Annotated in this window: 22 protein-coding genes and 1 other RNA gene; 9 read left to right on the top strand and 14 right to left on the bottom strand. The window is 65.4% G+C overall.

What is annotated here, in order from left to right:
* Window positions 1-53 precede the first annotated feature (53 nt).
* The 5 genes from A9J21_RS21815 to A9J21_RS21795 are packed head-to-tail and all read right to left on the bottom strand — an operon-like array spanning window position 54 to window position 4,963.
* Window positions 54-764, bottom strand: a complete 711-nt coding sequence (locus A9J21_RS21815; protein WP_066739248.1) for an RraA family protein — start codon at window positions 762-764, stop codon at window positions 54-56.
* 35 nt (window positions 765-799) lie between these two features.
* Entirely contained in the window at window positions 800-2,002 is a 1,203-nt protein-coding gene (locus A9J21_RS21810) for an aspartate transaminase (protein ID WP_066739247.1), read from the bottom strand.
* A 15-nt stretch (window positions 2,003-2,017) separates the two neighbouring features.
* Window positions 2,018-2,602 carry an alpha-IPM isomerase gene (locus A9J21_RS21805; RefSeq protein ID WP_066739246.1) on the bottom strand — a complete coding sequence of 195 codons (585 nt, stop codon included), beginning with the start codon at window positions 2,600-2,602 and terminating at the stop codon, window positions 2,018-2,020.
* A 50-nt stretch (window positions 2,603-2,652) separates the two neighbouring features.
* On the bottom strand, window positions 2,653-3,936 hold the full coding sequence (locus A9J21_RS21800; RefSeq protein ID WP_231907005.1) for an aconitase/3-isopropylmalate dehydratase large subunit family protein: 1,284 nt from the start codon (window positions 3,934-3,936) through the stop codon (window positions 2,653-2,655).
* Between the two features lie 52 nt (window positions 3,937-3,988).
* Window positions 3,989-4,963, bottom strand: a complete 975-nt coding sequence (locus A9J21_RS21795) for a tripartite tricarboxylate transporter substrate binding protein (RefSeq protein WP_066739244.1) — start codon at window positions 4,961-4,963, stop codon at window positions 3,989-3,991.
* A gap of 155 nt (window positions 4,964-5,118) precedes the next feature.
* Here A9J21_RS21795 and A9J21_RS21790 point away from each other — a divergent pair, with 155 nt between their 5' ends.
* On the top strand, window positions 5,119-6,048 hold the full coding sequence (locus A9J21_RS21790) for a LysR family transcriptional regulator (RefSeq protein ID WP_066739243.1): 930 nt from the start codon (window positions 5,119-5,121) through the stop codon (window positions 6,046-6,048).
* Here the strand turns inward: A9J21_RS21790 and A9J21_RS21785 are convergent.
* Both A9J21_RS21785 and A9J21_RS21780 read right to left on the bottom strand, forming a co-directional pair.
* Window positions 6,015-7,340 (bottom strand): hemolysin family protein, encoded by a 1,326-nt coding sequence (locus A9J21_RS21785; protein ID WP_066739242.1) that lies wholly within the window; start codon window positions 7,338-7,340, stop codon window positions 6,015-6,017. The genes A9J21_RS21790 and A9J21_RS21785 overlap by 34 nt on opposite strands.
* A gap of 86 nt (window positions 7,341-7,426) precedes the next feature.
* Window positions 7,427-8,389, bottom strand: coding sequence for a LysR substrate-binding domain-containing protein (locus A9J21_RS21780; protein ID WP_066739241.1), 963 nt, complete (start codon window positions 8,387-8,389; stop codon window positions 7,427-7,429).
* A 184-nt stretch (window positions 8,390-8,573) separates the two neighbouring features.
* On the opposite strand from A9J21_RS21780, the gene A9J21_RS21775 reads away from it, so the two are divergent.
* The 3 genes from A9J21_RS21775 to A9J21_RS21765 all read left to right on the top strand — a co-directional run bounded on the left by A9J21_RS21775 (window position 8,574) and on the right by A9J21_RS21765 (window position 11,887).
* Entirely contained in the window at window positions 8,574-9,851 is a 1,278-nt protein-coding gene (locus A9J21_RS21775; protein WP_066739240.1) for a D-amino acid dehydrogenase, read from the top strand.
* A gap of 117 nt (window positions 9,852-9,968) precedes the next feature.
* Window positions 9,969-10,877, top strand: coding sequence for a glutamate/aspartate ABC transporter substrate-binding protein (locus A9J21_RS21770; protein ID WP_066739239.1), 909 nt, complete (start codon window positions 9,969-9,971; stop codon window positions 10,875-10,877).
* Window positions 10,878-11,074: 197 nt separating this feature from the next.
* Window positions 11,075-11,887, top strand: a complete 813-nt coding sequence (locus A9J21_RS21765; protein WP_066739238.1) for a transporter substrate-binding domain-containing protein — start codon at window positions 11,075-11,077, stop codon at window positions 11,885-11,887.
* Here the strand turns inward: A9J21_RS21765 and A9J21_RS21760 are convergent.
* Entirely contained in the window at window positions 11,880-12,074 is a 195-nt protein-coding gene (locus A9J21_RS21760) for a hypothetical protein (protein ID WP_066739237.1), read from the bottom strand. The genes A9J21_RS21765 and A9J21_RS21760 overlap by 8 nt on opposite strands.
* Before the next feature lie 185 nt (window positions 12,075-12,259).
* On the opposite strand from A9J21_RS21760, the gene A9J21_RS21755 reads away from it, so the two are divergent.
* Complete coding sequence (locus tag A9J21_RS21755; RefSeq protein ID WP_066739236.1) at window positions 12,260-12,919, top strand: amino acid ABC transporter permease; 660 nt, start codon at window positions 12,260-12,262, stop codon at window positions 12,917-12,919.
* On the opposite strand, the gene A9J21_RS21750 is transcribed toward A9J21_RS21755, so the two are convergent.
* From A9J21_RS21750 to cphA (A9J21_RS21740), 3 genes are all read right to left on the bottom strand, one after another.
* A complete protein-coding gene (locus A9J21_RS21750) occupies window positions 12,913-13,422 on the bottom strand; it encodes an SRPBCC family protein (RefSeq protein WP_066739235.1) in 510 nt (169 codons plus the stop codon). The two genes, A9J21_RS21755 and A9J21_RS21750, sit on opposite strands and share 7 nt — an antisense overlap.
* 172 nt (window positions 13,423-13,594) lie before the next feature.
* Window positions 13,595-16,165 carry a cyanophycin synthetase gene (gene cphA, locus A9J21_RS21745; RefSeq protein ID WP_066739234.1) on the bottom strand — a complete coding sequence of 857 codons (2,571 nt, stop codon included), beginning with the start codon at window positions 16,163-16,165 and terminating at the stop codon, window positions 13,595-13,597.
* A gap of 33 nt (window positions 16,166-16,198) precedes the next feature.
* Window positions 16,199-18,850 carry a cyanophycin synthetase gene (cphA, locus tag A9J21_RS21740; RefSeq protein ID WP_066739233.1) on the bottom strand — a complete coding sequence of 884 codons (2,652 nt, stop codon included), beginning with the start codon at window positions 18,848-18,850 and terminating at the stop codon, window positions 16,199-16,201.
* A 275-nt stretch (window positions 18,851-19,125) separates the two neighbouring features.
* Here cphA (A9J21_RS21740) and A9J21_RS21735 point away from each other — a divergent pair, with 275 nt between their 5' ends.
* Both A9J21_RS21735 and A9J21_RS21730 read left to right on the top strand, forming a co-directional pair.
* Complete coding sequence (locus tag A9J21_RS21735) at window positions 19,126-21,426, top strand: ABC transporter ATP-binding protein (protein WP_066739232.1); 2,301 nt, start codon at window positions 19,126-19,128, stop codon at window positions 21,424-21,426.
* A 22-nt stretch (window positions 21,427-21,448) separates the two neighbouring features.
* Window positions 21,449-21,919 (top strand): DUF1854 domain-containing protein, encoded by a 471-nt coding sequence (locus tag A9J21_RS21730; RefSeq protein WP_066739231.1) that lies wholly within the window; start codon window positions 21,449-21,451, stop codon window positions 21,917-21,919.
* An 88-nt stretch (window positions 21,920-22,007) separates the two neighbouring features.
* Here A9J21_RS21730 and A9J21_RS21725 read toward each other — a convergent pair whose 3' ends face one another.
* Window positions 22,008-22,415 (bottom strand): hypothetical protein, encoded by a 408-nt coding sequence (locus A9J21_RS21725; RefSeq protein ID WP_066739230.1) that lies wholly within the window; start codon window positions 22,413-22,415, stop codon window positions 22,008-22,010.
* Between the two features lie 93 nt (window positions 22,416-22,508).
* Between A9J21_RS21725 and A9J21_RS21720 the strand changes: the two genes are divergently transcribed.
* A complete protein-coding gene (locus A9J21_RS21720; RefSeq protein ID WP_156546086.1) occupies window positions 22,509-23,831 on the top strand; it encodes a lytic polysaccharide monooxygenase in 1,323 nt (440 codons plus the stop codon).
* 101 nt (window positions 23,832-23,932) lie between these two features.
* Complete coding sequence (locus tag A9J21_RS21715; RefSeq protein ID WP_066739228.1) at window positions 23,933-24,304, top strand: hypothetical protein; 372 nt, start codon at window positions 23,933-23,935, stop codon at window positions 24,302-24,304.
* Window positions 24,305-24,391: 87 nt separating this feature from the next.
* On the opposite strand, the gene ssrA is transcribed toward A9J21_RS21715, so the two are convergent.
* Both ssrA and gph read right to left on the bottom strand, forming a co-directional pair.
* Window positions 24,392-24,750: a transfer-messenger RNA gene (gene ssrA / locus A9J21_RS21710) on the bottom strand.
* 90 nt (window positions 24,751-24,840) lie between these two features.
* The gene (gene gph, locus A9J21_RS21705; protein WP_066739227.1) at window positions 24,841-25,497 is read right to left on the bottom strand and encodes a phosphoglycolate phosphatase; all 657 of its coding nucleotides are present in this window, start codon (window positions 25,495-25,497) and stop codon (window positions 24,841-24,843) included.
* Window positions 25,498-25,499: the final 2 nt, after the last annotated feature.

The raw sequence follows: 25,499 nt of genomic DNA, 5'->3' as shown, positions 1-25,499 counted from the left end.
CGACGCTGGAGCCGGGGAACGTACGCCTTCACACCACCATCGAACTCCGATCGTCAGACCGGCAGTCCCTTTGCGCGCAGCACCGCGTCAAACCGTTCGGGATCCGCCGTGCCCAGCCGGTTGGTCTCCCTTACACGCGCTTCACGTTCCAGACCGGCGCGAGCGCGTGCCAGTACGGTTTCGGCTTCGGCTGCCGGGATCGCCACTACGCCATCGGCGTCGCCGACAATCAGGTCGCCGGGCAGCACGGCCATGCCTGCACAGGCAATCGGCACATTGATCTCTCCCGGACCTTCCTTGCTGGGGCCGCGATGCGAGTGGCCGCGCGCAAAGATCGGCATGCCGTCCTCCGCCCATTCGACGAGATCGCGGATCGCACCGTCGATCACCAGTCCGCCTAGCCGTTTGGCCACGCAGGTGGTGCGCATCAGGCCGCCGATCAGTGCTTGCGTGACATCGGCACTGCCGTCGATGACGAGCACGTCGCCGGGCTCGACCATCATCAGCGCCTTGTGGATCATCAGGTTGTCGCCGGGCCGTACGCGTACCGTCACGGCCGGACCGCATAGCACTTCGTTGAGGCGGCCATGGTAGCGGTGCAGACCCATCGTGCCGACACTGCGGCCGATGGCGTCGCTGATCGCGGCCACCGGGATTTCGCGGAAGGCGGCAACCAGCGCGGCCGAAGGGCCCGCCGCGCGGGGTTCGATGCGATAGCCGGCCGGCCACTGCACGGCCTGGCGTTCGGAGGGGGTAGCGGTCATCTGTGCGTCCTTGTCTGTGCGGTTTCCGGATCGGTTCAGCGCAGCGCCTCGCATGCCGCGCGCAGACGCCCCAGACCGGCCTCAAGCCTGTCCATTGACGTCGCGAACGAGATGCGGAAGAACGGCGACGTGCCATAGGCGCCGCCCTGGAGAACGGCCAGATTCTGGGCGTCCAGCAGGTAGAGCACGAAGTCCTCGTCGGTTTCGATCACCTTGCCGTCGGGCGTCTTGCTGCCGATCAGGCCGGCGCACGACGGGTAGGCATAGAAAGCGCCTTCGGGCAGATGGCAGGTCACGCCTTCGATGCGATTCAGCGCGGCCACCACGGCATCGCGACGCGACTGGAACACGCGTGTGCGTTCGGCAATGAAGTCCTGCGGGCCGGTCAGCGCCTCCAGCGCTGCCGCCTGGCTGATCGACGACGGGTTGGACGTGCACTGCGACTGCAGCTTGACCATCGCCTTGACCAGCGCGGCCGGCGCACCGCCATAGCCGATTCGCCAGCCGGTCATCGCATAGGCTTTCGAGACGCCGTTGATGGTCAGCGTGCGGTCCTTGAGCGCCGGTTCCACCTGCGCGATGGTGGCGAATCTGCGGCCGTCATAGAGGATGTGTTCGTAGATATCGTCCGTCATCACCCAGACGTGGGGATGGCGCAGCAGCACATCGGCCAGCGCCTGCAGTTCCGTGCGCGAATACGTGGCGCCGCTGGGGTTGTTCGGCGCGTTGAGCACCAGCCAGCGTGTGCGCGGCGTAATCGCGCGCTCCAGGTCTTCCGGTGCAAGCTTGAAGCCGTTGCCGGGCTGGCACGGCACGATCACGGGCGTGCCCTCGGCCAGCAGCACGATGTCGGGATACGACACCCAGTATGGCGCGGGCACGATGACCTCGTCACCCGCTTCGATCGTGCAGAGAAAGGCGTTGAAGATGATCTGCTTGCCGCCGGTGCCCACGATCAGTTCGTTTGGCGCGTAATCCAGCTGGTTGTCGCGCCGGAACTTGTCAGCGATGGCTGCGCGCAGTTCGGGCGTGCCACCCACATCGGTGTACTTGGTCTGGGACCGGGCCATGGCGCGCGTGGCGGCTTCGCAGACGTTGGCGGGCGTATCGAAATCGGGCTCTCCCGAGGTCAATCCGATGATGTCGCGGCCCGCGGCGCGCAGTTCACGTGCGCGCTGGCCGGCCATCGAGCTGGGCGAAGGTTGGATGCGGTTCAGTCGTGCGGCAATCAGGGTCATGATGGACGATCCGGGTCAGGAGAAGTTTGGTGTTCCAGCGCCTGAGTGCGGCGCGTGGGCGTGCGCAAGGCGGCGGTGACGGCGCAGGTAGGGCACGAGGCCACCCATGTCACGGATGGTCAGCACGATGTCGGGCACCGGCTCGCAGGGAATCACATGCAACGGCGCCTCGTGTCCGGTGCCGACGCGTAGTTCGGCCCGTGCGCCCGAGAGGTGCAGGGATACCGCATCGCCTTCGCGGATGGCTTCGTGGAGCAGGTCTGTGTCGGCCGTAACGGGCAGCAGGCCGTTGTTGACCGCGTTGCGCCAGTAGGTGCGTGCAAAGCTGCGTGCGACCACCACGCGAATGCCGGCGGCCAGTACCACGGTGACGGCCACCTCCATCGCCGAACCGCAGCCAAAGTTGTGGCCGGCGATCAGGATGTCGCCATCGCGCACCGTGGCCGCGAACGCCGGGTCGTAGTCTTCGAGCAGGTAGTGCCGCAGCACGTCGCCGTCGAGCGTGTCCTTCTTGCGGCGCGACGAGATGATGTAGTCGGTGTTGATGTCGTCCCCCAGGCGGCGTGCGCGGCCCGGAATGACGGTGGAAGGCAAGGTCATGATGAACGGCTGGCTTTCAGGCTGGAGGAACGACTGGGGCAGCGGCAGGATCAGCGGCCCGCGTCGCGAGGATCGGTCAGGTGGCCGGTGGCGGCCGCCGCGGCGCATGCCCGTGGCGACGCGAGAAAGATCTGCGCCTGGCGATTGCCCATGCGCCCCTTGAAGTTGCGATTGGCCGTGGAGACCACGTGCATGCCGTCGGCGGGTATCGTTCCGCAGGTTCCGCAGCACGATCCGCAGCCAGGCGGCTGGAACTCGGCACCCATCGCAGTGAACTCGGCAAGCATGCCGGTGGCGTCAAGTTCGGCAAGCACCGATGCCGAAGCGGGCGTGACGATCAGCCGCACGCCCGGTGCCACGCCGCCGTTGGCACGCAGGACTTCGAGCGCCTCGCGGTAGTCCTTGGTACGGCCACCGGTGCAGGTGCCCAGGTAGACCATGTCGACGCGCGTGCCCGGTGCCGCTTCGAAGCCCACGACGTTGTCGACGCGATGGGGCAGGGCCACCATCGGCACGACATCGTCGAGGTGGTAGTGCAGCGTTTGCGCATAGCCGGCATCGGCATCGGCGGATACCGGGTCCAGGGCCGCGGTGGTGCGGCCCGAGAGCCAGGCCCGGGTGAAAATGTCGCACGGGAAGATGCCGGCCTTGGCGCCCATTTCCACCGACATGTTGGCCAGCACGATGCGGTCGTCCACATCGAGCGATGCCACGCCGGGCCCATCGAACTCAAGCGCCATATAGTTTGCGCCGCCGGCACCGAGCGCGCGTGCCATGGTCAGAGCCAGATCCTTGGCCGAAGCATGAGGCGGCAGCTTGCCGGTCAGGTGGATTCGTATCGATCCTGGCACCTTCAACCATAGCTGGCCGCACTGGAAAATGCCGGCCAGGTCCGATGAGCCGATGCCCGACCCGAAGGCGTTGAGCGCGCCATACGACACCGCGTGCGAATCGGCCCCGACGGCCAGCTGGCCTGGGAGCACGCGGCCGGATTCCAGCAGCAACTGGTGGCCGATGCCCTCTGCCACATCGAATACATGGATGCCGAACAGCCGTGCGAAACCACGTGCCTTGGCCTGCAGCGCCATCGCGCGCTCGCCCGACGCCACGCCGTAGTGATCGAGTGCGAAAGCCAGGCGGTCGGGCCGTGCTGGCGCGGACAGCGCGCTGTCTTCCTGCATGTCGCGGAAGTACTCAAGCGCCATCGGCACGGACCCATCGGTACCCATTGCCATGTCGGGCTCGCAGATGGCCAGGTCGCCGGCATAGACGGCATGCCCGGCGGCGCGCGACAGGAGCTTCTCGGCCATGGTCTGGCCTCGGGTGGGTGTCATGATGGTGGCGGGCATCGCGAACGTTGTCGTGGGTATGGCGGGATGGGAGCGATCAGTTCAGCTTGATGCCGGCGGTCTGGATGACCTTGCCCCACTTGTCGTGCTCGGTCTTGATCTGGCGTGCGAAGTCCTCGGGCGTGCCGCCCACTGGCTCCACGCCAAGCTGCACCAGCCGCGCCTTCACATCGTCGGATTTCAGGATCTGGTCGATCGCGCGATTGAGCTTGAGCACGATGCCCTTCGGCGTGGCCGCCGGGGCCACCACGCCGCTCCAGGACAGCGATTCGTAGCCCTTGACACCCGCTTCATCAAGCGTCGGCACATTGGGCAGGCCAGGCAGCCGCTGGCGGCTGGTCACGGCCAGCGCGCGCAGCTTGCCCTGCTGTACGAAGCCGATCGACGACGGCGCGTTGTCGAACAGCATGGTCACGTTGCCGCCCAGCAGATCGGTCAGCGCGGCGGAGCTGCCCTTGTATGGCACATGCATCAGCTTCACGCCCGTCAGCGACGAGAACAGTTCGCCCGAGAGATGCGTGGAGCTTCCGGGTCCCGACGAGGCAAAGCTCAGTTCGCCCGGCTTGGTCCTGGCCATCTGGATCAGCGCGGGAACATCGGTGGCCGGCAGGCCTGGCGCCACTACCAGGATATTCGCGTTCTCGGTGGTGTAGCTGACCGGCACGAAATCGCGGGCCGCGTTGTAGTTGAGCCTGGCGTACAGATGGTCGTTGATCGACAGGACACCGGTGGCGCCCATCAGCAGCGTGTAGCCGTCGGCTGGCGACTTGGCCACGAGTTCGGCACCGATATTGCCGCTGGCGCCGGCGCGGTTGTCCACCACGAAAGGCTGCTTGAATTTCTCCTGGAGTTTCTCCGCCAGGATGCGCGCAACGACGTCGGTGGAGCCCCCGGCAGCGAACGGCACGACGATGCGTACGGCCTTGTCCGGGTAGGCGTCCTCGGGGGCGGCAACTGCAGACAGGGGGAGGCAGGCGAGACATGCAGCAGCAAGACCGGTCAGCGTCTTCATGGGGGATTTCCCTGAAAAGGATGATGCTTGTTGTGGGTTCGGCCACGTTTGCAGTCTCGCGGCTCAGGGAAAGTCTACGGACACGGATTTCCCTGGACAAACGAATTTCTTCCCCACATTATTCGCAAAATCTGAAAAATACAGAGACGACTGCCATGCGCCACAACGTCACGCTCAAGCATTTGCGCAGCTTCCTCGCCGTTGCCGAAACCGGCTCGTTCACGGCGGCGGCGTTGCGGCTGTGTGTGACGCAATCAGCGCTTACGGCCACCATCCAGCAATTCGAGGAAGCCGTGGGCTTGCGGATGTTCGACCGCACCACCCGGCGGGTGCACCTGACCAGCCATGCCGAACAGTTCCTGCCAGGGGCACAGCGCGCTGTGAATGGCGTCGACAGCGCGATATCGGACCTGCAGGCCGTCGCGCAGGGCGAGCGCGGGCATATCCGCATCTGCGCGGCGTCGTCGGTGATCGGCCAGTTTCTGGTGCCCGCCCTGCCGCGCTTCCGGGACGCATATCCCGGCATCACGATCTCGCTACGCAATCCTGCCGCGCAGCAGACCGAGCAACTGGTGCTGGAAGGCGAGGTCGACTTTGCCATCGACAGCAGATTCCACGGGCATGACGAGCTCGACTACACGCCGCTGGTGAAGGATTGCTACGGCGTGGTCTTTCACCGCGATTCGCCGCTGGCGCAGGCGGCGGGGCCCGTGACCTGGGATGCGTTGCAGCACGGCAAGTACGTGGGCTTCAGTGCCGATACGGGCATCGGCCGCTTTCTGCGCGGCCATGCCATGCACTGGCCCGAGCTGGCGCGCGAGCACGATGAAGTGGAGAGCACCGCCTACCTGTTCGCGATGCTCGCGCGTGGCGGTTATTACTCGGTGCTGCCGGCGCTGGCATACCAGCGCAATACATACCCCGAACTGTTGTTCCGTCCGCTGCAGGGGCCGGAACTGCTGCGCGAGCTGTGCGTGATGACGCGTCCGTTGCGCGCGCAGTCAGCCAGCGCGCAGCGGCTGCTTGGCATCGTGCGCGAAACGCTTGCCGGTCAGGAGATGCCGCCGGGGGTGTCGCTGGCCTGACCGTGCTGCGCACCCAGCCGCGACACCAGCAGCTGGTCGATCTTGTGATGGTCGATGTCCAGCACTTCGAAGCGGAAGCCCGCCACGGTAATCGATTCCGACTTCTTCGGAATGCGTTTCAGCGAATAGATGACCAGCCCTGCCGCAGTGTCGACGTAGTCCTCGCCGGGCAGCGTATCGAGTTCCAGCGCCTTCTTCAGGTCCACCAGCGGCGTCAGCCCATCGACCAGCCATGACGTGGCATCGCGCCGCACGATCTGTTCGTCCTCGGCCGAGTAGAGGATGTCGCCCATCAGCGCGCCGACGATGTCGTCCAGCGTGACGATGCCGACCACCAGCCCGTATTCGTTCATCACCACGGCAAAGCTCTCGTGCATCTCGCGAAAGCGCGTCAGCGACTCGGACAGCGTCAGCGTGTCCGGGATCACCAGCACGTTCTTGTCGTAGTGCTTGCCGATATCGTCCAGCACCGATGCGTTCTCGTTGGCAAGCAGCAGTTGCAGGATCGCCTTGGAATCCATGCAGCCAAGCACGTCGTCGATGGTCTTGCCGCAGACCGGGTACTGCGCGTGCGGCTGCTTGACCAGCTTGCGGCGCACGCTGTCGGCCGATTCGTCTAGCGTCAGGAACACCACGTCGTCGCGCGGCGTCATGATCGCGGTGATGGGCTTCGAGTCCAGCTCGAACACGTTCTCGATCAGGTGCAGCTCGTGCTTGTGCAGCACGCCGGCTTCGGCGCCGGCATCGACCATGGCCGCGATGTCCTCGGTCGTGATCTGGTCCACCGGCTTGGTCGGGATGCCCAGCAGCTTCAGCATCGCGTCGGCGGCCGCGTTGAAGATCCACACCACGGGCTTGAACAGCCGCAGCATCGTCAGCATCGGACCAATCACGGCGACCGCGCAGGTCTCGGGGAAGGTCATGGCCACGCGCTTGGGGATCAGGTCGGCAAACTGGATGAACAGCAGCGTCACGACCAGGAACGATCCGATATTGGCCACGCGCTGGGCGATGTCGGGGCTGAGCCAGGGCAGCAGGGCGTCGAACAGCAGGTCGGACACGTGCTTTTCGCCCAGGATGCCGGCCAGGATCGCCACGCTGTTCACGCCGATCTGCACGACCGTGAAGAAATTGCCGGGCTCTTCCTTGAGCAGCAATACCTTGGTGGCGCGGCGGTCGCCGCGATCGGAGAGGACTTGGAGCTTGGTGCGCCGGGCCGCGGTCAGGGCGATCTCGGAGATCGAGAAGAACGCGCTCACCAGCACCAGAAGGACAAGGGTCAGGACGAACATAGGAAGGTCACGCGCCCGTCGGGGCGGATTGATGATGGTGCACGGCGTGGCGAACTGTCAATTGTCTGCTCAATGTCCGTGCAATGTCAGGGGGCCTGGCGGGCCGTCGCGTCGAACTGTGCGGCAGGCGCCTCCAGCCGATGGTCGAGCGTGGCGTCCAGGGCTTCGGCGGCGGCGGCGAACTGCGCGTGCATGTCGTCGACCAGGCTCGACGCGCCGCGATGGCTGGCGCGCAGCATCTGGATCTCGAAGCCCAGTTCGGGCTGGACATCGTGCAAGGCCACATTGGCCGGATTGGCGCTCAGCGCCGTGTACTGGTCCAGCAGCGTCAGTCCAAGCCCGGCATCGACCAGGGCCAGCGCCAGCGAATATGTCTGCACTTCCAGCGTCGAATGCGGCTCCAGCGCGTGGCGTGCCAGGGTCTGGCGAACCAGCAGGCCCAGCGAGCTGTCGTCGTCATAGCCAATGAACGGCCGCTCCAGCACCTTGCGGATCGGCACCACGCCACGTTTGCCACCGGCAGGCAGCGGCAGCGCCCGCGGGACTGCCAGCAGCATGCGGCCGGTGGCTACGGGCACGCTGGAGATCGCCTCGTGGCGGGGTGGCGAGAAGGCAAAACCCACATCGATCTGGTTCGCCAGCAATGCCGCCACGATTTCATTGGTGTGGTGGGTCAGTACCTGGACTTGCGTTTCAGGATGCCGCGCGCAGAAGCGGCGCACGGCGGGCACCAGCAGCGGGTTTGCCAGGCTTGGCGTGGCGGCCACGCGCAGGCGCCCCGCGCCCTTGTGGCGCAGGCTTTCGGATACGCGCCGCACGCGTTCGATCTCGCCATATAGCCTTTCGACATCGCCATACAGCGCCTGGGCTTCGGGGGTGGGCTGCAGGCGTCCGCGCTGGCGATCGAACAGCCGGAAGCCCAGCGACGCCTCGGCATGCTGCAGGACCCGCGTGACCACGGGTTGCGAGACATGGAGCAGGCGCGCGGCCTCGCTGACGGTGCCGGTCAGCATGACGGCGCGAAAAACCTCGATCTGACGCAGGCGCATCGTTGTGGTGCCCGAAAAAAGCCGGTTTGGTGCGAAAAATGGTGCTTTGCACTACGGGTAGACCCGGGTGGCGGGACCCATAGCCTCGGGACATATTCTGGCACGTATTGGCATTGGGCAAGTCGTGCACAGTGCTCTACGCTCTGCCCCAACGTTTGAAATGGGAAGACAAGGGCGGAGTCAGATGCGCGTAGCAATTGTGGGCGCCGGTGTGGTCGGCATGACCACCGCGTGGCGGTTGGCCAATGATGGTCATGAGGTAACGGTGGTCGAGCGCCACGATGGTCCTGGCGAGGAAACCAGCTTCGCCAATGGCGGCCAGCTCAGCTACAGCTATGTGGCGCCGCTGGCCGGACCTGGCGTGCTGTCGAAGGTGCCGGGCTGGCTGCTGGACCGCGATTCGCCGATGCGCTTCCGGCCGTCGATGGACCCGGACCAGTGGCGCTGGCTGATGGCCTTCGTGCAGGCGTGCAATGCCTCGACCAGCGAGGCGACCACGCGCAAGCTGCTGCGGCTGGCGTTTTATTCGCGCGACCTGATGCAGGCCTTCGTGAACCGGCCCGAGGCGCGCCAGGAGGGGGGCGGATTCGATTTTGCGCGGCGCGGCAAGCTGGTGGTGCATCGCGACGCGGCCGCCTATGACTCGGCATGCCGCTTGCTGGACTACCAGGCCAGCCTGGGCTGCGAGCAGCAGGCGCTGGACCGCGACGCAACCGTGGCGCTGGAGCCGGCACTGGCGGGCATCCGTCAGGAGATTGCAGGGGCCATCTACACGCCGAGCGAGGAAGTGGGCGATTGCCACCTGTTCTGCGTGTCGCTGGCCCATCTGTTGCAAGGCAACCCGGCCGTGACGCTGAAGTTCGGCACGCGGGTGACCGAACTGGTGCGCAGCGGCGATCGTGTGACAGGTCTGCGCACCGATCGGGGCGATATCGCCGCCGATGTGGTGATCGTGTCCGGCGGTATCGGCAGCGTGCCGCTTCTGAGGCCGACCGGAATCCGGCCGATGCTGTGGCCGCTCAAGGGGTACAGCATCACGGTGCCGATCGCCGATGGTGCGCGGGCGCCGCACATCAGCGTGACGGACTTCGCCAACAAGATCGTCTATGCGCGCATCGGCAATACGCTGCGCGTGGCGGGCATGGCCGATATCGTGCGCGGCGGGGCGATCATCGACCGCGAGCGTGCGCAGACGCTGGTGACGCAGACGCGATCGGTGTTTGGCAACGTGATGAACGGCGCCGATCTCGATGCGCTGCAGCCCTGGGCGGGCTTGCGCCCGGCCACGCCGACGGGGCTGCCGATGATCGGCGAATCGCGCCTGCGCGGGCTGTGGCTGAACCTTGGACACGGCGCGCTCGGGTTCACGCTGGCAATGGGCAGCGCTGGCCTGCTGGCCGATCGCCTGGCGGGCCGCACGCCCGCCATCGACGCCGAAGATTTCAGTGCAGCGTCGGCCTGACGCCTTCGGGCCAGTCTGACGCAACACGGGTTGTGCTGGAAGTTGAGTAGTACGTTGGGTAGTGAGATTGCCTCAAGTCTGAAGTCTATTAAACCAAGCCCCTTGAAGGAGCGAACCATGAAGTCACTGTCTGTCCGTTCGACCCCCATCCACCGCCTGCTGGCTGCCGCCGTGCTGGCCGGCGCCGCCGCCGGCGCCCACGCCGCCGATGGCGACACGCTCAAGAAGATCAAGGACAGCGGTGTGATTTCGCTGGGATATCGTGAATCGTCCATTCCGTTCTCGTATTCGGATGGCAGCCAGGTGATGGGCTACTCGCACGATTACCTGCTGGCGATCGTCGACAAGGTGAAGTCGACGCTGAACATGCCGAACCTGCAGGTCAAGATGACGCCGATCACGTCGCAGAACCGCATTCCGCTGGTGCAGAACGGCACGATCGACATCGAATGCGGCAGCACCACCAACAACACCGAGCGCCAGAAGCAGGTGGCTTTCTCGAACAGCCTGTTCATCTACGGCATTCGCATGCTGACGAAGAAGGACTCGGGCGTGACCGACTTCCCGCAGCTCAAGGGCAAGAACGTGGTGACCACGGCCGGCACCACCGGCGAGCGCCTGCTCGTGAAGATGAATGGCGAAGGCATGAACATGAACCTGACCAGCGCCAAGGACCACGGCCAGGCCTTCCTGATCCTGGAGTCGGGCCGCGCGGCGGCATTCGTGATGGATGAACCGCTGCTCTACGGCGAGCGCACCAAGGCCAAGAACGCCGCCGACTGGGTGGTGGCCGGTACGCCGCTGCAGACCGAGAACTACGCCTGCATGTTCCGCAAGGACGATCCGTCGTTCAAGAAGCTGGTGGACGGCGTGGTGTCCGATATCCAGAAGAGCGGCCGTGCCGAGAAGCTCTATACCAAGTGGTTCCTGCAACCGATTCCGCCGCGCAACATCAATATGAATTACGCGCTGTCGCCGGAGATGAAGCAGCTGTTCGCCGAGCCGAACGACAAGGCGTTCCAGTAACGCCTTGCTGGCGGGCGACCCCCGGCCTTGGCGCCGGGGGCGCCCGCAGTGCAGAACTCGTTATATAGCCATTTCGAATCGTTATTTCGCCGTCGATAGTATTTGCGGTACCTTGGAGCCCGTTATAGGCTCATAGAGCCGTCGGCTTTCCCTCAAAAGGGGCGCCGGCACGCAAACCGCATCCCACTGGAGAAGATATGCGAACGATTCGATCGGGTTGGTTCAAATCCCTGCTTGCCACCGCCCTGGTAGCTGGCGCCACTGGCCTTGCCGCAACGGCCGCCCATGCCGCCGACCTGCTGGATACGGTCAAACAGGCTGGCGTGCTCAAGGTCGGGCTGGAAGGAACCTATCCGCCGTTCGGATATCGCGCCGCAAATAACGAACTGGACGGATTCGATGTCGAAGTGGCGCGCGCCGTGGCTGGCAAGCTTGGCGTCAAGGCCGAATTCGTGACGACCGAATGGAGCGCGATCATCGCGGGTCTGCAGGCCGGCAAGTTCGACATCATCGTCAACCAGGTTTCGGTCACGCCGCAGCGCAAGCAGGTACTGGATTTCTCCACGCCATACGTCTATTCGGCGGCCCAGCTGATCCAGCGCAAGGACGACAAGCGCGAATTCGCCTCGCTCGACGCGCTGAAGGGCCACAAGCTTGGCGTCAGCCTGGGCAGCAACTACAACGACCTGGCGAAGTCGGTGCCCGGCATCGACGTGAAGACCTATCCGGGCGCCCCCGAATACCTGCGCGATCTGGCCGCGCAGCGTGTGGACGCCGCGCTCAATGACCGGCTGATGGTCAACTACCTGATCAAGCAGGCCAACCTGCCGCTGCGCCCGGGCGCCGTGCTGCCGGGCGCCAACAGCGAAGTCGCGATCCCGTTCCGCAAGGACAACCCGAAGTTCGCCGCAGCCATCGACAAGGCGCTGGACGACCTTCGCAAGGATGGCACGCTGACCAAGCTGTCGAACAAGTGGTTCGGCTCGGACGTGACGAAGCCGCTCAAGTAAAACGCAGCCGCAGCAGCCGGAAGCCGCAGACCCACTTGCGGAGCTTCCGGCTCCGGATGCGCCGCCAGCCGACGTGATGCGGGTTGATGAGGACGTTGCATTCCTCCGGCGCGCTCACGGACGGCACGAACAGGATTGCCGGGCGACCCTTGGCAATCCATTGTTCGCCAGCATCGGCACATTCCATGAAAGCCTGCGTGGATCTGGCCCGCCACCAGATCCTGTCCTCCGATGGTCCGCAGAGATTCGGACGCCGGGCGATAGCCCAGCGAGAACGGCTCCCAGTCAAGCTACTCGCCTCACTCGCGCCGGGCCCCGATCACGTATGATCGCGGCATTCCGGCTCCAGATTGACTGAATCCCACCCCAGCCATGTCCGCGCTCCAGCTCGTTATCGATTCGCTTCCCGTGTTGCTGCAGGGCACGCTGCTCACGCTGAAGTTCGCCGTGTTGTCGATGGCTTTCGGCCTGATGATTGGGATTGTGGTGGCGCTGATGGGGATTGGGAATCAGCGGATTCTCAAAGTGATGGCGCGCGTGTACGTCAGCATCATGCGTGGCACGCCGTTGCTGGTGCAGATCTTCGTCGTCTACTACGGCTTGCCGGGCATCGGCATCGCGCTGGAGCCCACCCCGGCCGGCGTGCTGACGCTGAGCCTGAATGTCGGCGCCTACCTGTCGGAAAGCATGCGGGGCGCCATCCTGGGCGTGCCGCGCGGACAGTGGCTGGCGGCCTACAGCCTGGGCATGACCCCGGTGCAGACACTGCGCCACGTGGTGGGGCCGCAGGCGTTGCGGCTGGCGGTGCCAAGCCTGTCCAACAGCCTGATCAGCCTGATCAAGGACACCTCCCTCGTGTCGGTGATTACCGTGACCGAACTGCTGCGCACGTCGCAGGAGATCATCGCGGCCACCTACCAGCCGCTGCCGCTGTACCTGGCCGCAGCCGCGATCTACTGGATTCTCAGCACGGCCCTGTCGGCGTTCCAGCACGTGCTGGAACGGCGCCTGTCACTGCCGACGCGTCACTGATCCTGCGTTGCCGGTGAGGTTGCCGAAGACGATGCAGGCGCGGGTGGTGGCTTGGGCGCCTCGACATTGAGCTGGCGCCCGGTTTCCAGCAGTGTCTTCAGGCCGGCCAGGATCAGCGGCCAGCCGTTGCGCCCACCCTGCAGGATCTGCTCGTCCAGCGGTTCCTGGTGAAGTTCGCTCACGGTCAGCCTGACGGCTTCGTCGCCCAGCGCGTCGATCTGCCATGTGACGACCACCTCGGGCAACTGGCGGAACGCCTCCAGCCACTCCACGCGCCAGGTGACCGACAGCCGGTAGGGCGGCTCGGCGGCCAGGACCACGCCCTGCGAGTCCACCTTGCCGTCCTCCATGCGCAGCACGAAGGGGCTGCCCACCTGCCAGTCGGATTCGACGCGGCGCCCGAAGAAGTACTTCACACTTAGCACGGGGTCGGTCAGGGCCTGCCACACCTGCTCCGCCGTCGCGGCGATATAGGTGACGACAACGGTTTGCGGCGTAGTCATATGCGGGTCTCCTCGTCGACGGGCGGGGCGGCGGCCGTTGGCGTGGCGATGGGATTCAGTACGGGATACTGTGGCACCGAATGGCGGTGGACGGCAAGTGGCGGGGGAGGCAGAGGGGAGGGGAGGAGACCCTCTCCCGGCGGGCGGGAGAGGGTGGCAGCAAGCTGCCGGATTACTGCTGGGCGACCCGCTTGGCGATGTGGTCCAGCGCCTCTTCCACCTGGTCGATCAGGATCAGGCAGAGGTCGCCCGGTTGCAGGCGCGCCAGGCCCGTGTCGATGGCCAGGAATTCGCCGCGGATTTCCTCGGTATGGCTGGTGCGTTGCGCACCGACCAGGCCTTCGCGCAGCAGGGCCAGCACTTCGCCGTCTTCACGGCCGCGCTGGCACTGGTCCTGGTACAGCAGCACGTCGTCGAACACGCCACCCAGGATCTGGGTCTGCTTGCGGATGTCCTCGTCGCGACGGTCGCCCGCCCCGCTGATGACCACCACGCGCTTGTTCGAAGGCATGGTCTGCACGGCGTTGCACAGCGCCTGGATCGCGTCGGGATTGTGGCCGTAGTCGGCGATCAGTGTCGCGCCCTTGTAGTCGAACACGTTGAAGCGGCCCGGCGCGGTGGCGGCGTCGTTGACGAACGTTGCCAGCGCGCGGCGGATGACGTTCCAGTCGATACCCAGCGCCCATGCGGCCGCGATCGACGACATCGCGTTTTCCACCTGGAAGCCGATCGAGCCGTTGCGCGTCAGCGGGATATCCGCCAGCGCAAAGCGCACGCTGGTGTCGGCTTCGGTTGCCACGATCTCGGCGCCTTCCACGAACACCACGCGCTTGCCCTGGGCGCGGTGCAGCGCCATCGTCGGCAGGCCGGCATCGTGCGCGAAGAACGTGATCGAACCCGGGCAGGCATCGGCCATGCGCGCCACCATCGGATCGGCCGCGTTCAGCACGGCCATGCCGTGCGGCGCCACGTTCTGCACGATCACGCTCTTGAGCACCGCCAGGTCTTCCACGGTGCTGATGTACGACAGCCCAAGGTGGTCGCCTTCGCCCACGTTGGTCACCACGGCCACGTCGCAGCGGTCGAAGGCCAGGCCTTCGCGCAGCAGGCCGCCGCGCGCCGTCTCGAACACCGCGGCGTCCACGTCGGGGTGCAGCAGCACGTTGCGCGCGCTGCGCGGGCCGCTGCAGTCGCCAGTGTCGATGCGCTGGCCCTGGATGTACACGCCATCGGTGCCGGTCATGCCCATGCGCAGGCCGTTCGAGGCCAGGATATGGGTGATCAGGCGGACGGTGGTGGTCTTGCCGTTGGTGCCCGATACGGCCACCACGGGAATGCGGCCATCGTCGCCATCGGTGAACATGGTCGAGATGATGGCTTCGCCCACGGCACGGCCCTTGCCGTACGACGGCTGCAGGTGCATGCGCAGGCCCGGCGCGGCGTTGACTTCGACGATGCCGCCGGCCTGTTCCTCGAACGGCTTGAGCATGGTCTCGCACACGGCGTCGACACCGCAGATATCCAGGCCCACCATCTGCGCAGCGGCTACCGCGCGTGCGGCGATGTCCGGGTGGACGTCGTCGGTCACATCGGTGGCACTGCCGCCGGTGGACAGGTTGGCGTTGTTGCGCAGTACCACGCGCGCGCCCTTGGCCGGCACGGCGTCGGCGCTCAGGCCCTGCTTGGCCAGCGTAGCCAGCGCGATGTCGTCGAAGCGGATCTTGGTCAGCGACGTGGCATGGCCTTCGCCACGGCGCGGATCGCGGTTCACTTCATCCACGAGCTGGCGCACCGTGTGGGCGCCATCGCCAATCACCTGCGGCGGATCGCGGCGTGCCGCAGCCACCAGATGCTTGCCGACCACCAGCAGGCGGAAGTCGTGGCCCGGGATATAGCGCTCGACCAGCACGTCGGTCGAAATGTCGGCGGCCACTTCATAGGCCGTCATCACTTCCTCACGCGTGCGGATGCGCACGGCCACGCCCTTGCCCTGGTTGCCGTCGCGCGGCTTCACCACCACCGGGCCGTTGATCTCCTGCGCGGCGGCCCAGGCTTCCTCGGCACTGGTCACCGAACGGCCCAGCGGCACCGGCACGCCGGCCGCATGCAGCAGGGCCTTGGTCAGTTCCTTGTCCTGGGCGATCGATTCGGACACCGCGCTCGTCATGTCGGTCTCGGCAGCCTGGATGCGGCGTTGCTTGCTGCCCCAGCCGAACTGCACCATCGAGCCCTGCGTCAGGCGGCGATACGGGATGCCGCGCGCCACGGCCGCATAGACGATCGAACCGGTGCTCGGCCCCAGGCGCACGTCCTCGTCGAGTTCGCGCAGGCGATGCAGCGCGTCTTCCAGGTCGAACGGCTTGTCGTCGCGCGCGGCCAGGCACAGCTGCTCGGCCAGCTCGAAGGCCAGGCGGCCCACTTCTTCCTCGCTGTACTGCACCACCACCTGGTAGGTGCCCGGTTCCAGCGTTGGCGCGGCATGGCTGAACGTCACCGGGCAGCCGGCGGCGGCCTGCAGGCCCAGCGCGGCGGCCTCCAGCGCGTGCGCCATGGACGGCGAGCCGGCCTCGTCGTCAGGGCGCATCGGGCCGATGCCCGGAAAGCGGGCGCGCAGCCGGTCTTCGAAGCCCGGCAGTTCGGCCAGCAGATGCGATTGGTCCGAGCACGCCACGATGGCTTCGATGGCGGTATGCCGGCACCAGAGATTCGGGCCACGCAGAGCCCGGATACGAGAGACTTCCATAGAATCGTTTGTCCGTTGTTCTTCCGGGCGGGATTACGCGCGGCGTCCGCTGCGGCCCATCCACTGGTGTACCTGCTCGACGGTGCTCTCGGTCGAGGTCTCGTCGCACTGCAGGACCAGCAGGTCACCGGCCACCAGTTGCGACAGCGCGGCTTCCACCGCCTCGCGCCGACCGGCTTCGTCGATGATCTTCGTTACGCGGCGGCCCTCGTACAGGCCCTTCTTCAGCAGCGCGCGGGCTTCGGCATCGGGCAGGTCGCGGCGCACGCTGTGGTCTTCGCACAGGAATACGCGGTCGAACGACTTGCCGATCACCTTGCCCTGCTGCACCAGGTCTTCGTCGCGGCGCTGCACGCCGGCACCGAACACCAGCATGCGGCGCTCGGCCGGGAAGCGGTCCAGCGCGGCGGCCAGCGCTTCCAGCGCCGGCGCGTTGTGCGCGTCGTCGACGATCACCGTGGCGCCCTGGCGCTCGAACAACGTGAAGCGGCCCGGCACATCCACCTGGCCCACGTCGAAGGTAACGATGCCGGCACGGATCAGGTCGTTCGAGATGCCCAGCGCCCAGCCCGTGGCAACGGCGGCCAGCACGTTCTCGATCTGGAACGCGACGCGGCCGGCGTAGGTCAGCGGAATCGCCGACACATCGGTCAGCGCGTTTTCGCTGGCGCCGGTAGCCATCACCACCTTGCCTTCGCGCACGAACACGGCGCGGCGGCCAGCGGCGCGGTGCTCGACGATTGCGGGCAGGTCAGCGGACAGGCCGAAGAAGATCACGTCGCCATCGCTCAGCTCGGCCATCTCGACCAGCCGCGGATCGGCGGCGTTCAGCACGGCCGCGCCGGTCTTGAGCACCACGTCGATCTGCGTGCGCAGCACGTTGTACATGCGGTCTTCATCCTCGACGTAGTAGTCGCCAAGGTGATCGGGCTGGCCGAAGTTCGTGACCACGCCAACCTGGCAGCGGTCGTACGGCAGGCCTTGCGAAAGAATCATGCCGCTGTCGTTCTCGAACACGGCCGCTTCCACCGCGCGGTTCATCAGGATGCGGTGGCCGGCGTCCCAGCTGGCTTTCTCGCCACGGTCGCCCTTTTCCACCTGGCGGCGGTCCAGGAACAGGCCATCGCTGCAGGACAGGCCCGTATGCTTGCCCGACAACTGCAGCAGGCGCGCCACGAGCTTGGCTACCACGGTCTTGCCGTTGGTGCCGGTAATGCCCACCACCGGAATGCGGCCGTCGTCGTCCACGCCGTTGCGGGTCGGGAACAGGTGGTCGACGATGGCGCGGCCCACGGGGCGCGGCTCGCCGTCGGCAGGCTTGATGTGCATCAGCAGGCCGGGGCCGGCATTGACCTCGACGATGGCGCCGCGCTGGTCGGCCAGCGGGCGCGAGATGTCCTCGGCCACCAGGTCCACGCCGGCGATATCCAGGCCGACGATGCGCGCGGCCAGCGCGGCATTGGCGGCCACGCTCGGGTGCACGCGGTCGGTGACGTCGAAGGCCACATTGCCGTTGCGCTGGATCAGCACGGTGCGGCCCTCGGGCGGCACGGCGCTGCCATCGGCATAGCCCTGGCGCTTCAGTTCCAGGCGCGCGGCCGAATCCAGGCGCACCCGGTTCAGCGGATGATCCTCGGTGCTGCCACGGCGCGGGTCCGAATTGATCTGCGATTCGATCAGCTCGTCGATGGTTTGCTTGCCGTCGCCCACGACCGAGGCGGTCTCGCCCATCGCGCAGGCCACCATGCGGCCGCCCACGATCAGCAGGCGGTGCTCGTTGCCGGGCACGAAGCGCTCGACGATCACGCCGTTGCCTTCCTCGATGGCTACGGCATAGGCGGTCTGCACCTCGTCGCGCGTCATCAGGTTGGTAAACACGCCCCGGCCATGGTTGCCGTCGTAAGGCTTGACCACCACGGGCAGGCCGATGCTTTCGGCGGCATCCCAGGCGTCTTCGGCGCTGTCGGCCATGCGGCCTTCCGGCACCGGTACGCCGCATGATTCCAGCAGCGACTTGGTCAGGTCCTTGTCGCGCGAGATCGATTCGGCGATGGCGCTGGTGCGGTCGGTCTCGGCCGTCCAGATGCGGCGCTGGCGCGCGCCGTAGCCGAGCTGCACCAGATTGCCGTCCGACAGGCGGATCGACGGGATGTCGCGGTCATCGGCGGCATCGACGATGCAGGCGGTGCTCGGTCCCAGGCAGTGCTCGTCGACGAGGTCGCGCAGCGTTTCCACGGCGGCGGCCACGTCGAACGGGCGGTCCTCGATGGCGGCCATGACCAGGTCCCGCGCGGCGAACAGCGCGGCGTGCGTCACCTGCTCGTGCCAGGCACGGACGATGACCTTGTAGACCCCACGTACCGGGGTCTCGCGCGCCTTGCCGAAGCCGCCCGGCATGCCGGCCAGGTTCTGCAGCTCAAGCGTGACGTGTTCCAGGATGTGCCCGGGCCAGGTGCCTTCCTTCAACCGCATCAGGAAGCCACCGCGCACGCCCGGGCTGCAGCGGTGCTCGATCAGCGTGGGTAGCCACGCCGACAGGCGCTCGTAGAACCCCGGAATCTTGTTGGAGGGGAAATCCTCCAGTTCGCCGATATCGACCCATGCCTCCAGCACCGGCCGATATGTCCACATATTCGGGCCGCGCAGCGACATGACATCGAAAATCTCAATGTCCTTCTTTTTCATTGAATTTGCTTGAGGCAGTGGGCGAGTGCCCGGGAAATGGAAAGCTAATCTTTCGTTAACGTTACTGTAGCCTCAGGGTTGACCCTTCGTTACCCTTCGAGACCGGCAACGCATTGTGCAGCGCACCAAGGTGCCCGCTTGTTTGCGTTATGTATACTTGCGGGCAAAATTGCGGGCCGCCAGCCTGGCGAACCGCTTAAATTGTTTCAAGTTATGTCCGTATTTGATCCGTTTTTGGGTCTGCGGACGCGCTTTTATCGCTTTTTGCGCCAACAATGACCCAGTCCTCCCCGTCTGCTTCCAACCACCCCGGCCCGCAAGGTCCCTGGGCTGCCGAACTTGGCACCGGCTTGCTGCCCGGGGAAACCATCCTGGCCGGGCTGATGCTGGACCTGGACGCAAGGCTGCATTTTACCCAAGGGTGGCTGGTTGTGACGGATCGTCGTCTGATCTCGCGCGCGCCCGGGGAAACCGCCCTGCAAAGCTGGGATATCGCTCCCGGGCTGACCCTTGCCCACGGCGACCACGCCGGGGTCGGCTCGCTGGAACTGGGCGATGGCCGGCAGCGCCTGGCCACCTGGCGCTATACGCTTGGTTACAATCCTGACGCATTGCGGCTGGCCGACCAGTTCGATGCGCGCCGCGATCTGCTGGCAACCGGCCATTCGGCCACGCCGGATGCCGACATCTGCCCGACCTGCAAGGCGCCCATTCCGCCAGGCGAAGAGCAGTGCCCGCAATGCAGCCGCGAACTGGAAACGCCGCCGTCCACCTGGGCGTTGCTGCGCCTGTGGCGCTTTGCGCGGCCTTATCGCTGGGAACTGCTGGGCGGCTTCGTGCTGCTGCTGCTGGGCACGGCCGCCACGCTGGTGCCGCCTTACCTGACCATGCCGCTGATGGACAAGGTGCTGATCCCGTATCAGAACGGCGTGCCGATCGACTATGGCCTGGTCAAGCTGTACCTGGCCGGCCTGCTGGGCGCCGCGCTGGTGGCATGGGCACTGGGCTGGGCCCGCACCTACCTGCTGGCACGGGTGTCGGAGCGCATCAGCGCGGACCTGCGCACCACCACATACGAACACCTGCTCAAGCTGTCGCTGGAATATTTCGGCGGCAAGCGTACCGGCGACCTGATGGCGCGCATCGGCTCCGAGAGCGACCGTATCAGCGTGTTCCTGTCGCTGCATCTGCTCGACTTCGCCACCGATGTGCTGATGATCGCCATGACGTCGATCATCCTGATTTCGATCAATCCGTGGCTGGCGCTGGTCACGCTGGTGCCGTTGCCGTTCATCGCGTGGATGATCCACCTGGTGCGTGACCGCCTGCGGCACGGCTTCGAGAAGATCGACCGGATCTGGTCCGAGATCACCAACGTACTGGCCGATACGATTCCGGGCATCCGCGTGGTCAAGGCGTTTGCCCAGGAAAAGCGCGAGGTGGTGCGCTTCCGCGAAGCCAATCGTCACAATCTGGCGATCAATGACCGCGTGAATGCCGTGTGGTCGCTGTTCACGCCGACCGTGACGCTGCTGACCGAAGTGGGCCTGCTGGTGGTCTGGATCTTCGGCATCTGGCAGGTCAGCCATAACGCGATTACCGTCGGTGTGCTGGTGGCGTTCCTGACCTATATCAGCCGCTTCTATACGCGTCTGGATTCGATGAGCCGGATCGTGTCGGTGACCCAGAAGGCGGCCGCCGGCGCCAAGCGTATCTTCGACATCCTCGATCACGTGTCCAGCGTGCCCGAGCCGCAGAAGCCCGTGCGCCTGGAAAACGTGCGCGGCGCCATCGAGATGCGCGACCTCGGCTTCCGCTATGGCAACCGCGCCGTGATCCGGGGCCTGAACCTGACGATCGAGCCGGGCGAGATGATTGGCCTGGTGGGTCACAGCGGGTCGGGCAAGAGCACGCTGGTGAACCTGATTTGCCGTTTCTACGATGTCTCCGAAGGTGCCATCCGCGTGGATGGAGTCGATATCCGCTCGCTGCCGGTATCGGATTTCCGCCAGAACATCGGCCTGGTGCTGCAGGAGCCGTTCCTGTTCTTCGGCACGATTGCCGACAACATCGCCTACGGCAAGCCCGATGCCACGCGCGAGGAGATCATCGCCGCGGCCCGCGCCGCGCACGCACACGAGTTCATCCTGCGGCTGCCGCACGGCTATGACTCGCTGGTCGGCGAACGCGGCCAGGCGCTGTCCGGAGGCGAGCGCCAGCGGATCTCGATTGCCCGGGCGCTGCTGATCGATCCACGCATCCTGATCATGGACGAGGCCACGTCGTCGGTGGATACATCGACCGAGAAGGAAATCCAGAAGGCACTGGACAACCTCGTGCAGGGCCGTACCACGATTGCCATTGCGCACCGCTTGTCGACGCTTCGCAAGGCCGACCGCCTGGTGGTAATGGACCGTGGCCAGATCGTCGAAGTGGGCAGCCACGACGAACTGTTGGCGCGCGAAGGCGCGTACTACAAGCTGTATCAGGCCCAGGCGCGCAATGTCGATACCGATCCGGACGACACCAGCGCCGGCAATCGCGCCGAAGCCGCGGAGGCAGTCAGTGCCCAGTAACTCATCAGTTCAAGAAACGGCTATGCAAACGCCCGAATTCAGCCTGTCCCGCAACAGCCTTGGCAAGCTCGTGCTGATGACCGCCGACGGCGCGCAGCACGAGGGCGTGGTGCCTGTGCGCGCGTTTCCGATTTCCGCCGCCGACGATGGCGTGGGGATGATGAGCACCGATGGCAAGGAACTGGCGTGGATTCCGCGTCTGGATACGCTGCCAGCGCCAACCCGCGAACTGATCGAGGCCGAACTGGCCTCGCGCGAGTTCATGCCCGAGATCCGCAAGATTCTGAGCGTGTCGACCTATGCCACGCCCAGCGTCTGGACGGTGCAGACCGATCGCGGCCAGACCGACCTGGTGCTGCGGGGCGAAGAGAACATTCGGCGGCTGACGGGCACCACGCTACTGATTTCGGACAGCCACGGCATCCACTACCTGATCCGCGATCAGTTCGCGCTGGACAAGCACAGTCGGAAGATTCTGGATCGCTTTCTCTGATCCGATCCCTGACCGATACAAAAACGGCACGCCTGGGCGTGCCGTTTTGCATTGTTGCGGGCGATGCGCCCCCGTTGGGGCCCGGCGGTCAGTGCAGGACGGTGGGCGCGTCGTCGTCTTCCTCGTCGTCCCAGTCCTCGTATTCCAGCGGGGCGTCGGGGGCCATGTCCCAGACCATCGAATGGAACCGGACGCTGAACCATTCCCGGAACATGGCCAGCGACAAGGTTTCGGGCCAGACCGAATCGTCGAACCACTCGCCCAGCATGAACTCGAAAAACGAGCGCCAGCGCTTTTCCACCCAGCGCAAGGCGTTCTCGGGCGTGTCGGCGACTTCCGCGGGCAGCAGGAAGACACTGGCGTCGTCACGCACGTCGCTGAGCGTCAGCGTGGGCACGGGATCGGGGTCCACCGCCTGAATCCAGTCAAGAAACGGCTGCTCGGGCAGCAGCATGACCATGGATCGGCTGACAGTGAAGCGGGGGTGGTCGGACATGAGGGCAGGGCGTAAAACAGCGACGGCCTATTGTAGCTGCCATGCGCGCGACAACTGTATGGATTCGCGTATGGATGTGTATTCGCCATCCGTTTGACCCTCGGCAGAGCAGGAACCACTTTCGGACGATTCCGATTTCGTCAGCGTTCTGGGGCGCGTCAAATCGCGCAGCCATTCTCAATAAATGGCGAGTACCCCATCAACGTTTCAAGGAAGATCGCAATGTCCCACAAGGCAATCGGCATCACATGCCTCGTGCTTGCCGCAACGGTCGCCCCGCTTTCCGCGCAGGCGCACGGCACCATGGAGCTACCCGCCAGCCGGGTGCTGAACTGCTACAACGAAGGCGCCGAACAGCCACGATCGGGCGCGTGCAAGGCGGCCCGGGCAGTTGGCGGCGCACAGCAGTTCTACGACTGGAACGGCGTTCGCCAAGGCAATGCCGCAGGAAATCATCGCGCATTCATCGCGGATGGCGAGCTTTGTTCCGGCGGTTCGGCAAGCTTCCGCGGACTGGACCTCGCGCGGCTCGACTGGCCGCAGACATCGATCGTGCCCACGACCGCCGGCGACCACACCTTTGTCTGGCGGGCCTCTGCGTCACATGCCACGCAGTATTTCAAGTATTACATCACGCGCGATGACTGGGATCCGGGCATGCCGCTGCGCTGGAGCGATGTTGAAGAATTTGCGACGGTATCGGGCGCGCAGGCCACGAAGGAAGGCGGCAGATACCACATGAAGGTGCAGCTGCCGCCGGGCAAGAAGGGCAGTCATATCATCTACAGCATCTGGCAGCGCAGTGACAGCCCGGAGGCGTTCTATGCGTGCGCCGACGTCAAGTTCCCCGGCGACGGCCTGGCGGTGCGCGAGATCGGCTGGGAGGATCAAGGGGCGCTGACGGCCAAGGGCGATCTGGTGGTGGGCACGAAGCTGACGTTCCGTGCCCTGGATGCCATGGGACGCGATGCGGGCAAGCATGTGATGACGATCACCGCAGCCAACGCCAAGGCCCGCACGTGGGCCTATCAACTTGCCCAGAAGGTCAATTTCGAGTCGAAGATCTTCCGCATCGGCGAGTTGCAGGCGCGCAATGGCGCGTCGAGCATCGTGCCGCTGGGTTCGGCCACTGCCAACCGCGTGTATCTGAGCAAGTCGTACGCGGGATATCGCTTCGAAATCGACAAGGAAGCCCCGAGCGCAAGTGGCCGATCCGGCCGTGGCTCCGGCGGCATGTCAACGGGATTGCCCGACGGGAGCACGCTCGATACGTGGCGCGAGGGCCCTGCGTATGAAACGGGTCAGGCAGTCACCTACCAGGGCAGGCGATACGTCTGCCTGCAACGTCATACCGCGTGGCGCGGTGCAGGATGGACCCCTGCAGTGACGCCGGCCTTGTGGCGTTTGATTCGCTAAGTGTTGTATTTTCGCCGGAAACTGTTCGAATCTGTTCCGATCGCTTCAGTTTTCGGCGAAATTGGCCGTCATTGTTGGCATACGGGGTTAGGAGCCGTCTGATGAGCTTTACCTTTCTACCGCCTGGCGACGCGTTCATGCCGACCATGACGGAGCGTTTTGCCGAAGCGGAAAAAATCGAAGATCGTGCCCAGCGCTGGACTGCGCAGGCAGGAATCGCGCTGGATACGGGCGACATGTACCTGGTTGGGCTGGTGCTGTTCAAGGCCATCCAGGAGTTCGGGGTAGATGCGTTCGCGGCCCACTCGGGCGAGTCGCACGCGCTACTGCAGCGACTATGGATGCCGGGCATGGTCGGCTCTGTGGATCATGCGAAGCGTCTCTATGTACACCTGGGCGTCAGCCTGCCCGTGGACCGCTTCTACGCCGCCCGGCTCGAAAGCATGCCGGTCGATGGAGTCGTGGTGCATTGACGGGAAGTGCGAAGCAAAAAAAACGGGCCGCGAGGCCCGTTTTTCATTGCCCGGACGGTGATGCGTGTCCGGGGTGGTGCGGTGTACTGGTGGAGCCGGCGGGAATCGAACCCGCGTCCGCAAGCCCTCCACAGAGAGTTCTACATACTTAGTTCTGTCATTTGATTTAACCGGCGCATCGCGGACGAACACGCTCTACGACGGCGAGTCACTAGGTTTTCGTCCTCGGGCCCGTGACACTCCCGAAGCTTATCTGACGTAAATGACCTCGCTGGTTCTTGCGAACCCTAGCCCGTCAGCGAGCCAGTGCGAGGACGGCGGCCCTTAGGCTGCCAGTGCGTAACGTTCGTCGTTAGCAGTTATTGCATTCCCATTGATTAACGAGGTGACGGGTCCTCGGTATGCCCTCACTGCTTCGTAACCCACGTCGAAACCAGGTCGGCCCCAATGTGCGCTGTGAAACGCGAAAGAAAGCGGATTGTACCCGGTTTCGACGCCTGTGGCGTGCTTCCGGTTCCGTACTGTTAGCTGGGGGCTCAGCCCAGCAATTCAAGCAGTTCGGCCGGGTGATGGATCAGGTAGTCCGCGCCCCAGGTGTCCGGCGGCTCGCCTTCGCCGCAGTACCCGTAGGCCGCCGAAACCGTGGCCATGCCTGCGGCCTTGCCGGCCTGGATGTCGCGCAGGTCGTCGCCGACATACAGGCAGCGCGCCGCTGCCACGCCGCTCAGTTCGGCGGCATGCAGCAGCGGGCCAGGGTGCGGTTTGGCGTGCGGCGTGGTGTCGCCACTGACCACTGCCGATGCGCGTGGCGCGAGGCCGATGGCGCGTACCAGCGGCACCGTGAAGCGCGCAATCTTGTTGGTGACGATGCCCCACGGCACGCCGTCGGCCTCAAGCTTTGCCAGCACCGCATCCATGCCCTCGAACAGGCGCGTATGCACGGCGATATCGGCCTCGTAGTAGTCGAGGAAGGTATCGCGCAGGGCGGGGAACTCCGGATCTTCAGGACGCTTGCCGAAGGCCGCGCCGATCAGCCCGCGCGCGCCGTGCGAGGCCACCGGGCGAAGCTTCTCGTAGGCGACGGGTGCCATGCCGTGTTCCACGACAAGCCGATTGGCTGCGGCCGCGAGGTCGGGGGCCGTATCGGCCAGCGTACCGTCGAGATCAAAGAAAACTGCGTCGAACTTCGCCATCG

Source organism: Cupriavidus sp. D384 (assembly GCF_001652915.1).
Lineage (GTDB): Bacteria > Pseudomonadota > Gammaproteobacteria > Burkholderiales > Burkholderiaceae > Cupriavidus.
This window is presented reverse-complemented; position numbering and strand designations above follow the sequence as displayed.